The organism is Pseudoalteromonas sp. MB47 (assembly GCF_011319765.1).
GTDB lineage: Bacteria > Pseudomonadota > Gammaproteobacteria > Enterobacterales > Alteromonadaceae > Pseudoalteromonas > Pseudoalteromonas simplex.
Map to the genome: position 1 here is coordinate 202,723 of NZ_VFBD01000031.1, position 15,597 is coordinate 218,319.

A 15,597-nucleotide genomic window follows, 5' to 3' on the forward strand; every position below is an offset into this window, starting at 1 on the left:
TCCATTGTCACTTTACTCTGGCTATTAGATTGTTTTTGCTATCTCAATATAGGTAATAAAAATAATGTATAAATATTTATCAACGCTTACTATTTTCATCAGTGCTTTTTTAATTTTTCAAATTCAGCCGATGCTTTCAAAGCAACTTCTACCGCAATTTGGGGGTGGTGCCTCTATCTGGTCAGCGAGTTTAGTGTTTTATCAAGTCATGTTACTTATTGGCTATTTCTATGCGCATAACATGGTTCGCTTTCATATTAAGTTGCAGGTAGTCTCCCATATAGTTTTAGTCACCTTTGCCACACTCATTGTTGTGACAGAATTTGCAGTCCCAAATCTCACAAATTGGCCACCTGCGCTTGCGGTGTTTGTTAATTTATTTATAGAAATTGGTCCAATATTTATTCTACTGAGCGCTACCAGCGTTCTTTTACAAAGATGGTATGTGCAAACTGCTTCAGCACAGGTGCCTTACCATTGGTATTCCATCTCAAACTTGGGTTCTTTACTGGCGTTAATAAGCTACCCACTCGTTTATGAATTACTATTTTCTTTAGAGCAGCAAACTACTTACTGGCTATTTGGACTCATCAGCTACTGCTTGTTATTAGCACTTCTAGTAATATTTTTACTAAAAAAAGCACCCGATTTATCAAGAGCGTCGATTCAAACTAGGCCTATCACGCTCTTAAAAGGTAAAGGTCAATGGCTGTTATTAAGTGCCTTAAGCTCAGCCATGTTGGTATCTACCACGCATATGATCAGCACTAATATTCCACCCATGCCATTACTTTGGTCGTTACCTCTTGTAATTTACTTGCTCACTTTTAGTTATACGTTTGCTAACAAAGCAAATTATCAGCGTAATGTGTGGGCATATGCGTTTATATTTTCGGCTTTTGCAGGTCTGCTGATGTTTTATTTTGGCAGCTTATTCAATGCCCTAGCCCAGCTTTTAATTTACAGTCTGATTCTAATAACAAGCTGCATGATTTGTCATGGAGAGCTTAGAAACAAAGCCCCTGAAAACGAGCAATTTACCGTTTTTTATTTTTATATCGCCCTTGGCGGTGTGTTAGGGTCGCTTTTCAGTACGCTCATTGCCCCATTGCTATTTGTTCAGATTGACGAGTATGTACTTACTTTAGCGGTTATTTTTAGTTTTGTGTCTTACTTCCAAATAAAAGCTAAAACAAAGACAAACCAGCTCAAATTCACTCTCGCAACCAGCTCAGTTACTTGGTTAGCATGCTATTGTTTTTTAGCGGTAAACTTTAACCAATATAACGTTGCTACTAGCCGCAACTTTTATGGTTATTTAGCGGTAAAAGATATAAACACACAATTAATAAAAGAAAGGCGCTTAATTGACGGCACCACGATTCATGGCTCAGAGCCACTAAATCCAAACCAACAGTTTGAGCAAAGTTATTACCATCAGCATACTGGTGTCGCTAAATCACTTGCCATATTAAAGCAACACAGCGCACTAAACATTGGCGTCATTGGTTTGGGTGCAGGCGTTTTAGCGCGGTTTGCAGACCAACAGGATAGTATTCACTTTTTTGAGTTAAACCCAGCTGTGGTCGAGATGGCAAAGCGCTATTTCTCATATTTAGAAAACAGTGAAGCTAAGCTCACAGTCAGCTTAGGGGATGGTCGTATTGCGCTAAAAAATAATGCGGACGAAGTATTTGATGTCTTGATTATTGATGCATTTTCAAGTGATGTAATTCCTGCGCATTTACTAACCCAAGAAGCAATGTCACTTTATTGGCAAAGGCTCAATGAAAATGGCGTATTGATTGTGCATATTTCAAATAATCATATCGACTTACTGCCTGTATTACAGGCACATAGCCAACACTTTAATAAGGCTATGTTAAAGTTTAGCTATCAAGGCCATAGCCCATCAGACATAGGCTCAGACTGGGTGGTGCTAACTGATAATCAGGCTTTTTTAAATCGTGTATCTATCAGTGATTTGTCGCCTATTAAACGCTACCCACATAGCGAGCTGGCAATGTGGACGGATAGCAAACACAGCCTACTCCCCTTATTAAAATTCTAACAGGCATAAAAAAGCGCGATGATAATCATCGCGCTCATTAACTGCGTTTTCTTTATTTAAGACTGCGCTTAAATCGAACCTTTTATTGGTCCATGTTCGTGGTTTACATGTGGATTTTGACCACGTTGGCGCAATAAGTGATCCATTAAAGTAATCGCCATCATCGCCTCAGCAATAGGAATTGCACGAATACCTACACATGGATCATGACGTCCTTTAGTGATCATCTCTACCGCTTCGTTGCTGGTATTAATGCTATTACCCGGTATGGTAATGCTTGAAGTTGGCTTAAGTGCGATAGAGGCAATGATGTCTTGCCCTGTCGAGATACCTGCAAGTACACCACCCGCATGATTTGATGTAAAACCATCAGGAGTTAACTCATCACGGTGTTCAGAGCCCTTTTGCTCTACCACATCAAAGCCATCACCAATCTCAACGCCTTTTACTGCATTAATGCTCATTAATGAGTGTGCAAGCTCTGCATCTAGGCGATCAAATACTGGCTCACCAAGACCAACAGGTACATTTTTAGCAACCACTTTAACTTTAGCGCCTACCGAATCACCTTGTTTTTTTAGGTCGCGCATGTACTCATCAAGCGCTTCTAGCTTGCTGGTGTCTGGAAAGAAAAATGCATTGTTTTCCACTTCATCCCAGTTGTAATCTTCAGCTTTAATTGGCCCAAGCTGGCTCAAACAAGCACGCACTTCAATATCGTGAAATTGTTTTAGGTATTTTTTTGCAATTGCACCCGCCGCTACACGAATCGCCGTTTCACGGGCAGAAGAGCGACCACCACCTCGGTAATCACGGATACCGTACTTATGCCAATAGGTATAATCACCATGACCTGGGCGAAATACATCGGCAATTTTGCCGTAATCTTTTGAACGTTGATCGGTGTTTTCAATCAGTAAACCAATGCTAGTACCAGTGGTTTTACCTTCGAACACACCTGAAAGAATTTTTACTTCGTCACTTTCGCGGCGCTGTGTTGTATAACGACTTTGCCCCGGCTTGCGACGGTCTAAATCTATTTGTAAATCGGCCTCGCTAATTTCAAGACCTGCTGGTGTGCCATCAACAACGCCGCCTAATGCAACGCCGTGGCTCTCACCAAAGGTGGACACTTTAAATAGTTGCCCGATGCTATTACCTGCCATTAATTTTCCTCATTCCTAATGACTACTGAGACCGAGCCCTCAGGCTCGGCTTTTAAAACCTGCTGTTAATCTGCGAAATAGTTAACAAGCTGTTGTTTGCTGATCACAAACACGCCAAGACCACCTTGTTCAAATTCAACCCACTCAAACGGAGCGCCCGGGTACAGCTCTTCCATATGTACCATAGAGTTACCAACTTCGACAAATAACAAACCGTTATCAGTTAGATGCTCTGCGGCTTCAGCTAGGATGGTGCGAGTAACATCAAGACCATCATGACCCGATGCTAAACCAAGCTCTGGCTCGTGATGGAATTCACGAGGTAAATCAGCCATATCTTCAGCATCAACATACGGTGGATTAGCTACGATCAGGTCATATTTTTGACCCGGGACACCGCTAAACACGTCTGACTGAATTGGCAGTACACGGTCATTTAGCATGTAATCGCTAATATTAATATCAGCAACTTCGAGCGCTTCATATGAAATATCAACCGCATCAACCTGTGCATCTTCAAATGCTTGCGCAAGTGCAATAGCAATACATGCAGAGCCGGTGCATAAATCAAGAATGCGCGTTACTGAGCTTGGCTCTTCTAACCAAGGTGCAAAGCGATTGTTAATTAGCTCAGCAAATGGCGAACGTGGAATTAACACGCGCTCATCAACATAAAACGGCATACCTGCAAACCACGCAGTGTTGGTTAGGTACGGTACTGGCGTACAATCATTAATACGCTCTGCAATTAGTTCAGCTAAGCGGTTTTTCTCGGTGCTGGTTAAACGCGCATGCATTAGCTCTTTTGGCGCATCGATTGGCAAACTTAATGCAGGTAATAGTAAGCTAACTGCTTCATCCCACGCATTATCTGTGCCGTGCCCAAAGAAAATACCACTGCTGGCAAATTGACTGGTTGTCCAACGTAACCAATCATGCAACGTTGAAAGTTCTGCAATTGCCTCGTCTAAAATTGCGTCTTCTATCTGGAAATGGTTCATGTATGTTCCTTAACTTTCAAAGTCTGTTCTGACGCGTATTGTACCGTCTTTTCAGTTGGTTTTTACTCGATTTTTAGCGTTTTTTTGTTTAGACTGCCGCCATGAAAAAAGATCCCCACGCCAACAACCACATTAGCACTGACGATATTGACTTATTTCGTCAGAGTATCAGTGGTGCCAAAGCATTTAAACAAGACACTATTCGATTCACCAATAAGCCTAAAGTGTCACAAGCGAAGCAATTTTCCCAGCAAAAAAAGCAACATCAGGCAGAATTTTTCTTTTCTGATGAATATGTACCAGACATCGACACTCATGGCACCGTAAGTTATGTCAAACCAGGTCACGATAGCTTTTTAGCAAAGCAACTTCGCCGTGGAGATTACCCACCTGAGTTAACCCTTGATTTACATGGCTTAAATAAAGAATTAGCCAAAGATGAGTTGGCGGGTTTAATTCATGAGTGTAAAAAACAGCATTACTATTGCGCTTGTGTTGTGCATGGCATTGGTGAGCGCATACTTAAACACAAGGTACCGCAATATTTAGTTCAACACCCTGATGTGATTGCTATGCACCAAGCGCCTCTTGAATTTGGTGGTAAAGGTGCTGTACTTATTTTAATTAATCTTCCACAAAGTGATGAGTTCAGACGCTAACGTCTTCTTGTCATAAGGCCTAAAGTGCATATTTTTTCGATTATCTTTCCACTGATTTTTATCGTGTTAAGTGGTTACATCAGCTCGCGAAGCACGTTTTTATCGAAAGAGCATATTGCAGGGTTAAGTAAGTTTACTTTTTACATTAGCGTGCCTGCTTTTCTATTTTTAAATATGGCCCAAGCCGATTTACAAAATAGTGTATCTATTGCAGGCTTTTTGAGTTTTTACATCCCGGTATTGGCCATTTACGCCCTCGGCTATGTTATTGACCGCTACCTCATTAGCAAGCAATCTGCGCCGTCACGTCATGCTGTATTTGCCCTTGGCAGTAGTTACTCAAATACGGTACTGGTAGGTTTGCCTATTATTATTGCAGCACTTGGGCAACAGATGGTCGGTATTGTATTTATGATCATCACTTTTCATAGCGCACTTTTGTTTACCCTCACCTTTTTGCTCAGCGCTAAATCGCAGCAAACATTCTCTTGGCGAGCATTTGCTAAAAACATGCTGCTCAATCCAGTCGTGTTAAGCATCAGTAGCGGCTTGGCTGTTAACCTACTTGGCTTTACACTTTTTGATGATTTTGCAAATGGCCTGAGTCTACTTGCGAAACCTGCCATTGCCTGTGCGTTATTTGTATTAGGGGCGAACCTTGCGTTTTATAAAGTGGCCGACAACTTACAAGCATCACTCATTGCAACCATCATCAAGCTTTTAGTGTTACCGTGCGGGGTCTACTTTTTTGCAGGCAGCGTATTCAACCTAGAGCAATCATTACTGAACGTGTTAGTACTTTTAAGCGCCTCTCCTTTAGGGGTCAACGCTTATCTAATCGCCAATCAAATTAAGCAACACCAAGCGACACTGGCAAGTAGCGTCGTGCTTTCAACTGTATTGAGTGTAGTGAGCTTTAGTGCTTGGTTAAACATATTACTCTAGCTAGAAGTCATTACTAAAAATATTGAAAAAGCAGTATTTAATATATTCGCTATAATGAACTTGACTTATAATTGCACAACATCGTCTTTTAACTAATCACAAATTTATAAGCACCACTTTAGAAAGGCTTTCAGTGAAAACGATTTTACGGCATCAACGAAACTTATATAGCATTTTAATTTGCATCATTTTCGTCATAGGTTACGCATCTTATCTCACTATAAGTAATATAGTGGCTGAACAAAGTCGCTTACAACAACAGTCTATTGCCCCTGTTTTTTCATTGGTTGTCGAAGAACTCTACAAGCCTGTTCATACTGCTCAAGCCTTAGCGAGCACAGGAAGCTTAAGTAACTTACTTACTGATAGTGAACTAGACCAAGCCGTCATTCTAAACCACTTAGAACAGCTTCAGGAAAATTTAAATATGCTCGTTTTTTTAGCAAGTGAGCAACAACAAATGCAATTTAATTCTGATGGCACAACGATTGATTTACAAAAAGAGAATATCGAGTGGTATCCAAAAGTAAAAGCAATGCAAGGCGATACCGTTGCTATCTTAGGAAACCGCGAGAACGTACATTTATACGTAGATATCAAAGTTTATTCTGAGCAAGGCGACTTTTTAGGCTTTATAGGTGTAGGTAAAAGTCTTCAGTCATTTTGGGAAGCTTTTCAACAATATAAAGCTACACATGGCTACGACTTACTTTTTGTCAATAATGTTGACGAGGTGGTGCTTTCTTCTCATCGAGACTTTCAAGCACAGTTTACTGATATTGTTAACTTAAATGAACTTAGTTGGTTCAAAAATGCGGCACAAGAGCTGGCCAACATGGAGAATTTGAGCAGTATCATTATCCAAATAGAACAGGATGATCATGTTGTTACGCAATTCAACTTGCCCCAGCTAGATTGGCGAGTTTTTTTAATATCGCCTATGGCTAAAAGGCAAGCAGAAATTAACTATGCATTTTTCAGTCACAGCGCTCAATTGGCTGCAATTTTGTTTTTCTTATTATTGTTTATTTATGCTGCATTTGCTTATCAACGTAAAAGTATTGAGGCAAGAATAAACATAGATCCACTCACAAAACTAGCGAATAGAGACAAAATAAACCACTGGTTTGAAGAACATACCGAAAAAGAGAATAGCCTCGCTTTAATCATGGTTGATATTGATCATTTTAAGAACATTAATGATCTGTATGGCCATAATACCGGAGATAAGGTTATTAAAGAGGTAGCAAAAATACTCAGAAGCAACTTAGGAGAGCAAGATGTTGCTAGCCGTTGGGGAGGTGAAGAATTTATTATTTTTATGCCTAACACAAGTCTATCGGTTGCGAGCCAGTTAGCTGAAAAAATTAGAAAAGACATTGAGTTAAATTTATTTACCGTAAATAGTCAATCATTAGAGGTGACGGCAAGTTTCGGAGTTACTCAAGCACAAAGAGCTGAAAAACTTGAGAGCATTGTAGCTGATGCTGATAGAGCGTTGTATGAAGCAAAGCAGCAAGGCCGCAATCGTGTGCGTAAAGCTTTTTAACTTAAAGCCCACCCGATACATCGATAAAACTGCCTGTTGTGAATGAGGCTTGCTCACTTGCCAAAAAGTAAATCGCTGAGGCGACCTCTTCTGCTTCACCACCACGCCCTAGCGGCAACTTAGATTTTAACCTATCAACTCGGTTTGCTTCACCGCCATCGCGGTGCATATCGGTATAAATAAGGCCTGGTCTTACCCCATTAACCCGAATACCTTTACTCGCGACTTCTTTAGCAAGGCCTATCGTGAAGGTATCAAGCGCTCCTTTTGATGCGGCATAATCTAAATATTCATTTGGTGAACCTGTGCGTGAAGCACCCGATGAAACATTCACAATACTGCCTTTGTCCATACGCTTTATTGCTTCGCGCGCGCACAGAAAGGCGCCAGTAACATTACAGCTTAAAATAGCGTTGATACGCTTAGCATCCATCTCTAATAACGGCATTTGTGGCATCATCATCGCTGCGTTATTAACTAACACATCTAACCGAGAAACCTGAGTATCTAATTTAGCGAACATGGCGAGTACTTGCTGCTCATCGGCTATATCAGCTTGCAACAAATAGGCATTCACGCCAAGCGCTTTTATCTCATCAGCGACCGGCTCTGCACTTGCGTGATCTGACTTATAGTTAATACACACATCATAACCATGTCTCGCAAACAGTTTTGCTGTCGCTGCCCCTATACCGCGGCCGCCTCCGGTAATAAGAACCACTGGATTCGTATTCATTCTGACTCCTTGAAAACTAACCTAAACTGCTCACACACCAACGGCATCTCAGGGTGACATTGATAGCCTGTACCTGCGAGCTCTCGCTGATAATAATCCCAATGCACATGCTGCCAGTACTCAAGGCTTTTGTCGCCCTCACCTTCTAATGCGGCGTAATCGGCGCTTATTTGATTATATGGGGTAATAGTTACAGAGACGGTTTCAATAATGCCGAGGGGCTGTCCCTGCCAATTGGTAAAAATAGCTAAATCACCAACTTCAGGAAGGGTTTCATTATTGGCTTTAAACCAATAAAGTGAAGGGGTTGTGGCTTGTTTTACGCCATTTAAAACCAGTAATGCGCATTCATTAGCATCTTGCTCATTGTCACAAAAATGCCAACTTGGTAGTTCAGTCACTGCGCGGCCTGATTGCTCATTAAAGCGAGCAATCAGCTGCGCGATACGCTGCTCGTTACTTAACTGCTGCAACGACAGAAATCTCTACAAGTAGTGCGTCACGCGCCATTTTTGCCTCAACACAAGCGCGAGCAGGCGCATGACCTTGTGGTACCCAAGCATCCCAAACTGCATTCATCTGTGCAAAGTACTCCATGCTCTTCAGGTAAATTGTGGCGCTTAGCATGTGCTCTTTGCTACTACCTGCTTCAATAAGTAGCGCTTCGACCTTATCTAGCATGGTTTGAGTTTGTTCGGTGATATCTTTTTCGGCATCAGCACAAACTTGGCCGCATAGGTATACTGTGCCGTGATGCTTAACGATGCGGCTCATACGCGCACCGGTTTGTAAACGTTCGATTGTCATAGTAATAGCTTAAAAAATTAACAGTGGCGCTAATTTAGCAAATCCACTGTTAGATTTCGACGTTATTTGGCGAGTGAATACTAAGGTAGTGACTGCGCTGTTTGTGTTCATCATATTCGATAACAGCAATCGCCCCGGTATTGAAAATAGGCATATGGCCTGGACTTAACTGATCAACTAAATAGCTAACAATAGGCATATGAGCAACGACCAACCAAGTATTGCAGTCTGGATGCATAGCAATCAAGGTTTCGAGGTAATCAGCAGCAACTTGCGGCACACCATCAGGGGTAATGTCGTTACAGGTTTCATTAAATTGTAACGAAATATGTTGCGTAGCATCGGCAGCTGTTTGTTGAGCACGAATGTAAGGACTTACCAACAGAGCATCCGGTTTATGATGTGTTGCTAACCATTGCCCCATTCGACTAGCTTCTTGGTGACCGGTCTCGGTCAGTTGTCTTGCTGCATCATCTGCTTGCATTGGCGTTGCTTCGCCATGGCGCATGATTAAGATTGTTTTCATAAAAAATCAACCGATTAAAGAATATAAAACAGTAGCCAGTTTGCTTGATTGTTCGCTATATTAGAATATCATCACTAGATACATTAAACATCCGCTTATGATATTCAGGTAGATTTTCGTAGCTCTGTCTTTTTTAGCTTTCCTGAAAATATCATCTGTTGTTAGGACATTAACGCACTCTTTCAGGAGCATCTTTTGAATATCAGCCGCAATGATAACAGAACATATCAACCCCTAACACTGGACAATGGTCTAAAAGTACTTTTAGTGCAAGACTTAGAGTCAACAAAATCAGCGGCTTCTATGGCAATTAACGCAGGCCATTTCGACGATCCTCTTGACAGACAAGGCCTTGCGCACTTTTTAGAGCACATGCTTTTTTTAGGCACTGATTTGTACCCAGAATCGGGCGGTTTTTCTAATTTTGTATCACAATCTGGTGGCAACACCAACGCCTGGACTGGCACTGAGCACACTTGCTACTTCTTTGATATAAACAGCCAGCAGTTTGCTGAAGCACTAGCACAGTTCAGTCGTTTTTTTATCGCACCACTACTAAATCCTAAAGAGACTACAAAAGAACGCAATGCCATAGACGCAGAATTCAAACTAAAAATAAAAGATGATGGCCGACGAATTTATCAGGCTCACAAAGAAACGGTGAACCCAGCACACCCTTTTGCAAAGTTTTCGGTTGGTAACCAGCAAACCCTCGCGGATCGTGAGGGCTGCATCAGTGATGAGCTTCGTGCTTTCTTCGATAGTCATTATCAGGCTCAGTGGATGACACTGGTGGTCTGCAGCAATGAAGATATTGCGACCATGACCACCTGGGTAAAACAGTTATTTAGCGAAATAAAAGGTCAGCCAAAAAGTAAAGAGATTATAGAGCAGCCACTTTACCGTAAACAAGACTTAGGTAAGGTGTTACACATTGAGCCACATAAACATATGCAAAAGCTCATTATTAGCTTTGCGATGCCAAATATAGATGACTTTTATCGTCACAAAACCGTTAGTTTTATCGCTCACTTACTTGGCTACGAAGGCAAAGGATCGCTGTACTCTATTCTAAAAGAGCAAGGCTGGATCAATGCCCTCTCAGCAGGTGGTGGCATTAATGGCAGTAACTTCAAAGATTTTAATATCAGTATGGCGTTGACTGATGAAGGTATTGAATACTATGAAGATATCGTCGAAATGGTGTTTGAGTATATCTGCTTAATTAACCAAAACTGCGATAAATTGCCGCGTCTTTATCAAGACAAAAAGAACCTCTTGCAAATTGCCTTTGATAACCAAGAAAAAGCACGTTTAATTGATTGGGTGAGTAACTTAAGCATTAATATGCAGCATTACGATGAAGCCAATTATGTGCAAGGCGATTATTTAATGGAAGGCTTTAACCGCTGCGCTCATGAAATTGCCATGCAATGGCTAACACCTGATAACATGCGCTTGGTACTCATTCATCCAGGTGTTGAGCCTGAGCACACTACAGCTTGGTACAACACCCCTTATAAAGTAGAGGACATTTCAACAAGTTGGTTAGAAGCGCTAAGCGAAATAAACACGCCATTACCACAGATGTGCTTACCAAGTGCTAACCCATACCTCACCAAAGAAGTTGAGTTATTGCCTTTAGAAAAGCCAACTAAATCACCAGAGCTTTTAGTCAAAAGAGAGGGCTTTGATTTTTGGTTTAAACAAGATGCGACTTTCAGAGTGGCAAAAGGGCATTTTTACTTAGCGATGGACTCAACCTTTGCGATTAAAGATGTTAAGCACATGGCCCTTACCCGCTTATTTGCAGACTTGTTTATGGACAGTGTAGCTGAGCAGTTTTATCCGGCTGAGCTTGCTGGCCTTAGTTATCACTTAACCTCTCACCAAGGCGGGTTAACTCTACACACTGCCGGTCTTTCATCGAGTCAGTTGGAGCTAGTTAATGAGTTACTTGAAGCACTCTTTAATGTTGAAATCTGCGCAAAACGCTTTGCTGAGTACAAAAAGCAGCTAGTTAGACATTGGCGAAACAGCAATCAAAACAAACCTGTTAGCGAGCTATTTAGTATTTTGGGTGCGCAAATTATGCCATGGAACCCAGAGCCGAATGCCTTAGCGCAGGCTTTAAAGGATACGAGTTTCCATCAGTTTAATTGCTTTAGAAATGAGTTTTTTAAAGCCTTGCACGTTGAGTCTTTTTTACATGGTAACTGGCAACGCTCTGATGCGCTTAAGTTCCAAAAACAAGTGACTGAGCACTTAGCTGGCAGCACCACAATTATTGATTTAACGCGACCACTAAACGATATAACCGAAGTAGATCAACAGCGCTTCATGTTAAATTGCAGCGATCATGCAATGGTACTGTACTATCAAGCACAAACGGATGACACCAGCGAAAAAGTGCAAATGATGGTACTTAACCATTTAATAAATCAAGATTACTTTAATGAGCTAAGAACAAAGCAACAACTCGGCTATTTAGTTGGTGCAGGCTATGCTCCGTTTAATACCCGTGCGGGTATCGCATTTTATGTGCAGTCACCTAAGCACAGTGCTGATGAGATACTTCAGCGTCACCAGCAATTTATTAATAATTATGTATCACAAGTAAACAGCATTTCTGAACAGCAATGGTTAGATACCAAAGCGGGTCTTGTCACACATATTGCTGAAAAAGATAAAAATTTACGCTTACGCTCGCAACGTTTATGGTTGGCAATCGGTAATCGCGATACTGAATTTAATATGCAACGGCAGCTTTTAGAGGCACTTGATAAGTTAAGCCTTGCTCAAATGCAGCAGTATATTACCGAAACCTTTAGTGAAAACAGGCCAAGAATAGAACTTTTAAGTGAGCCAAAGGCCAAAAAACAGCCAAAAACAACCCTTTCTTCGCATTCTCTTTGACTCGAACGTGAGCTTAGATTAGATTAATTGTTGCGAATTAAAGTAATGCATTAATGACAAAAATAATAAAAATGATTTCTGCTTTTTTAACAATAAGTATGGCTGGGATTTTTTCTGCATCCGCCAGCCCCATAGAGCTTGAACAGAGCACATTGTTGCTTATTCCAAGTGCTATCATGATGCTGTTATTGCCATACTTATTATTCATAATTTTTAAACTAAAACGCTCTCGACAGCAACTTCGTATCTCAGAACATCGTTTAAAAAGTACCGTAGAAGGTAGTGGTGACACCCTCTGGGACTGGAATATTAAAACCGGCGAGGTGCTACGAATTAATGATAAATACACTTCAGATACAAATAGTAGCAGCGGCTTTCCCCCTAATCGCGAATTAATTCACCCACACGACTTACAACACGTCGAAACAGCTCTTAAAAAACACTTCGCCGAGCATACCGCTTTTTTTGAAGCGAGTTACCGCATTAAAGACAGCTTTGGTCGTTGGCACTGGGTACTAGATCGCGGCAAGATCATCGAAAAAGACGCAAACCTCAACCCTTTGCGTATGACTGGCACTGTAAGAGATATTTCTCAGCTGAAATCAACAGAAGCACGTTTAAACCTATTCGCTAAATGCGTTGAGTCGCTAACTGACGCCATTGCTATTTACGATAAAAACTTCAAATTGGTTGACTTAAACCCAAGTTTTTTAACACTATTTGGTGGTACACGAGAGCAATACTTAAAGAAAGATTTTACCTTAAATGGCTATGACCAAAGCTATGTAGATGAAATTAAAGCCACTGTAAAAGCGACAGAACACTGGCAGCAAGAGGTAAAACTTCGCAATGCGAAAAGACAGCTGTTACCAATTGAAATTTCAATTGATGAAATCAAAAATGAGCACAACCAAATATGTAACTACGTAGTTGTTTTTTCAGATGAAACTGAGCGTAAAAAAGCAGAGTCACAATTACATAACTTATCAAACCGTGACCGTACAACGGGCTTACCTAACCGAAACTTGTTTTTCACCAACCTGAAAAAGCTCGCTAAGCAAGATAATCATCACGCTTTGTTAGTGTTTGACCTAGATAACTTTAAGAAGATTAACGACTCTCTAGGTCACCAACTTGGTGATAGCTTATTGTCTAAGCTTGCGATGCGCTTGAATAAGTTAACCCGCGAAAAAGATGTGTTTTACCGTCTTGGCGGGGATGAGTTTGCGCTCGTAATGTCGGGCACCAACGATATTCATACTATCACTCGCATGGCTAAACTCTTTTTAGCCGCAATTGCTACACCTTTTAATATGGCAGGCCATGAACTGGTGATCACCTCAAGTGTCGGTATTGTGCTGTTTCCTGAAGATGGTAATACCCCCGAGTTATTACTTAAAAATGCGGATACAGCCATGTATCACGCTAAGAAAAAAGGTAATAGCTATCTGTTTTTCAACGACACAATGAACCGTGAAGCGGTTAAACGCTTACAAATCGAAAACTTAATGCGTTACGGTCTAAAAGAAGACCACTTTGAAGTGTACTACCAGCCAAAAATGAATATTCGTACAGGTAAACTAGATGGTATGGAAGCCTTGGTACGCTTCATTACCCCGAAAAAAGGTGTAATTAGTCCAGGTGTGTTTATTCCTATTGCTGAAGAAACTGGGCAAATTATCGAAATTGGTGAAGTTGTTTTAAACAAAGCATGCCGCGATGTAAAGGCGTGGATTGACCAAGGGTTATTCAACGGTCGTGTTGCAGTGAATTTATCCGCTAAACAGTTCAGCTTGCCCGATTTAACCACCCGTATTGATGTGATTTTGCAAAAGAATGAACTGCCCTCTTACTTCCTTGAACTTGAGATCACCGAAGGTACGGTTATGGACGACCCAAACGAAGCTATTTCTGTCATGCGCTCACTCAGTGCCCGAGGTATTCACCTTGCAATGGATGACTTTGGTACAGGCTACTCATCGTTAGCTTATCTAAAACAGTTCCCGCTTAATACTTTGAAAGTTGATAAAGCCTTTATTGACGACATGCAAACAGAACGTGGCCGGAATATGGTCGACTCGATTGTAACCATTGCTCATAACCTTGATTTACATGTGGTTGCAGAAGGCGTTGAACAAGCCGAACAAGTCATGATGTTAGAGCAGTTAAAATGTCAGACGGTACAAGGTTACTATTACTCAAAGCCACTATCACAGCCAGAATTTACCGCCTTCTTACAAAAGCAACTCGATAAATCTGCGCCTAGCCTACTAAAAACAGCAAAAGCTTAAGGTCGCCAGCCACACGATTGATGGCCAACGTGACGCACAAATGCGCGGCGGTAGTGCATGTTAAATAAACACCAAGCAACAGGCCCAAGCACACCGCCTAACAGCATCCAGCGCTTTACCGGCATTCCTTTAGACAGAGACTCTAAATACATCACCAAAATAAATACACAACTCAAAAAGATAAATAACACACAGCACCTCATAAAAATCAGCGGCAGTGTACATAATTTCCGCAAGCTTTAAAACTTCACTCATGCTATAACCTCTATAAGGCTTATTTATACTGGCCTTTATGTTACAAAGCTTTACTTTCTAGGCTGTTGAAATGATGTACAAAAAGCAACCTCACTGTTATTATCGATGCGTGCTATCAGCACAAAGGAATATAAAAAATAATTATGAGGAATCGTTATGTCTGAAGAATCAGCTAACATCTATGAAGCACCAGAAGCTGAGCTTACTCAGCAAAATAATGGTGGTAATAAACCTATTTTAAACTTTGACCGCTTCTCTGCTTGGGGCGTGTTCTTTTTGAGCCTTTTTACATTGGGTATTTACTCAATTTACTGGCTAGTAAGCCGCGCAAACAAAGCAAACGCGCTTGCTAAACATCAAGTTAACCAAAACTTAATTTATGGCTATATTGCTATTTACGCAATCAACTTTGTTTTGGCATTCACCGATATTTCTGAAGTCTTGTCTGCTATTGCTTCTATTATTTCTTTAATTGTTGGTCTGGTATTCATTTTCTCGTTACGTGCCTCACTTAAAGAGCTAATCAATGAAGGCAGTAACGAACCAGTGCATTTAAGTGGCATACTGACATTTTTCTTTTATGCTATTTATTTCCAATACAAAATCAACGAAGCTATTGATAATCAAAAATAATCGTTTCGTTATTTATTGAAAAAGGCATTGAGTTCAATGCCT

At 41.0% G+C, this 15,597-nt stretch carries 14 protein-coding genes; 7 read left to right on the forward strand and 7 right to left on the reverse strand.

Annotation, left to right across the window (positions count from 1 at the left end):
• Window positions 1-64: 64 nt before the first annotated feature.
• Window positions 65-2,071 carry a fused MFS/spermidine synthase gene (locus IMPJCBKJ_RS19160; protein WP_138599001.1) on the forward strand — a complete coding sequence of 669 codons (2,007 nt, stop codon included), beginning with the start codon at window positions 65-67 and terminating at the stop codon, window positions 2,069-2,071.
• Window positions 2,072-2,139: 68 nt separating this feature from the next.
• Here IMPJCBKJ_RS19160 and aroC read toward each other — a convergent pair whose 3' ends face one another.
• Window positions 2,140-3,237 (reverse strand): chorismate synthase, encoded by a 1,098-nt coding sequence (aroC, locus tag IMPJCBKJ_RS19165; protein WP_138599002.1) that lies wholly within the window; start codon window positions 3,235-3,237, stop codon window positions 2,140-2,142.
• Window positions 3,238-3,302: 65 nt separating this feature from the next.
• A complete protein-coding gene (prmB, locus tag IMPJCBKJ_RS19170) occupies window positions 3,303-4,238 on the reverse strand; it encodes a 50S ribosomal protein L3 N(5)-glutamine methyltransferase (RefSeq protein WP_054553196.1) in 936 nt (311 codons plus the stop codon).
• Window positions 4,239-4,339: 101 nt separating this feature from the next.
• Between prmB and smrB the strand changes: the two genes are divergently transcribed.
• The 3 genes from smrB to IMPJCBKJ_RS20890 all read left to right on the forward strand — a co-directional run bounded on the left by smrB (window position 4,340) and on the right by IMPJCBKJ_RS20890 (window position 7,391).
• Entirely contained in the window at window positions 4,340-4,897 is a 558-nt protein-coding gene (gene smrB, locus IMPJCBKJ_RS19175) for an endonuclease SmrB (RefSeq protein ID WP_054553197.1), read from the forward strand.
• A gap of 24 nt (window positions 4,898-4,921) precedes the next feature.
• Window positions 4,922-5,842 (forward strand): AEC family transporter, encoded by a 921-nt coding sequence (locus IMPJCBKJ_RS19180; RefSeq protein ID WP_166341628.1) that lies wholly within the window; start codon window positions 4,922-4,924, stop codon window positions 5,840-5,842.
• 232 nt (window positions 5,843-6,074) lie between these two features.
• Window positions 6,075-7,391 (forward strand): sensor domain-containing diguanylate cyclase, encoded by a 1,317-nt coding sequence (locus IMPJCBKJ_RS20890; protein ID WP_166341630.1) that lies wholly within the window; start codon window positions 6,075-6,077, stop codon window positions 7,389-7,391.
• 1 nt (window position 7,392) lies between these two features.
• Here the strand turns inward: IMPJCBKJ_RS20890 and IMPJCBKJ_RS19190 are convergent, their stop codons facing one another.
• Genes IMPJCBKJ_RS19190 through sixA form a run of 4 tightly spaced genes read right to left on the reverse strand, consistent with a single transcriptional unit; the run spans window position 7,393 to window position 9,460 of the window.
• Window positions 7,393-8,127, reverse strand: coding sequence for an SDR family oxidoreductase (locus IMPJCBKJ_RS19190; RefSeq protein ID WP_166341632.1), 735 nt, complete (start codon window positions 8,125-8,127; stop codon window positions 7,393-7,395).
• A complete protein-coding gene (locus IMPJCBKJ_RS19195) occupies window positions 8,124-8,600 on the reverse strand; it encodes an ASCH domain-containing protein (protein ID WP_166341634.1) in 477 nt (158 codons plus the stop codon). The genes IMPJCBKJ_RS19190 and IMPJCBKJ_RS19195 overlap by 4 nt, the downstream gene beginning before the upstream one ends.
• A complete protein-coding gene (locus IMPJCBKJ_RS19200; RefSeq protein ID WP_166341636.1) occupies window positions 8,584-8,934 on the reverse strand; it encodes a RidA family protein in 351 nt (116 codons plus the stop codon). Before IMPJCBKJ_RS19200 ends, IMPJCBKJ_RS19195 begins: the two co-directional genes overlap by 17 nt.
• A gap of 49 nt (window positions 8,935-8,983) precedes the next feature.
• A complete protein-coding gene (gene sixA / locus IMPJCBKJ_RS19205; protein WP_054553202.1) occupies window positions 8,984-9,460 on the reverse strand; it encodes a phosphohistidine phosphatase SixA in 477 nt (158 codons plus the stop codon).
• 195 nt (window positions 9,461-9,655) lie between these two features.
• On the opposite strand from sixA, the gene IMPJCBKJ_RS19210 reads away from it, so the two are divergent.
• Together IMPJCBKJ_RS19210 and IMPJCBKJ_RS19215 are read left to right on the forward strand one after the other, a co-directional pair.
• The gene (locus IMPJCBKJ_RS19210; protein ID WP_166341638.1) at window positions 9,656-12,376 is read left to right on the forward strand and encodes an insulinase family protein; all 2,721 of its coding nucleotides are present in this window, start codon (window positions 9,656-9,658) and stop codon (window positions 12,374-12,376) included.
• 98 nt (window positions 12,377-12,474) lie between these two features.
• Window positions 12,475-14,667, forward strand: coding sequence for an EAL domain-containing protein (locus IMPJCBKJ_RS19215; protein WP_240921069.1), 2,193 nt, complete (start codon window positions 12,475-12,477; stop codon window positions 14,665-14,667).
• Here the strand turns inward: IMPJCBKJ_RS19215 and IMPJCBKJ_RS19220 are convergent.
• Window positions 14,664-14,858 (reverse strand): hypothetical protein, encoded by a 195-nt coding sequence (locus IMPJCBKJ_RS19220; protein ID WP_054553205.1) that lies wholly within the window; start codon window positions 14,856-14,858, stop codon window positions 14,664-14,666. The two genes, IMPJCBKJ_RS19215 and IMPJCBKJ_RS19220, sit on opposite strands and share 4 nt — an antisense overlap.
• 220 nt (window positions 14,859-15,078) lie before the next feature.
• On the opposite strand from IMPJCBKJ_RS19220, the gene IMPJCBKJ_RS19225 reads away from it, so the two are divergent.
• On the forward strand, window positions 15,079-15,555 hold the full coding sequence (locus IMPJCBKJ_RS19225; protein WP_166341642.1) for a DUF4234 domain-containing protein: 477 nt from the start codon (window positions 15,079-15,081) through the stop codon (window positions 15,553-15,555).
• Window positions 15,556-15,597 lie beyond the last annotated feature (42 nt).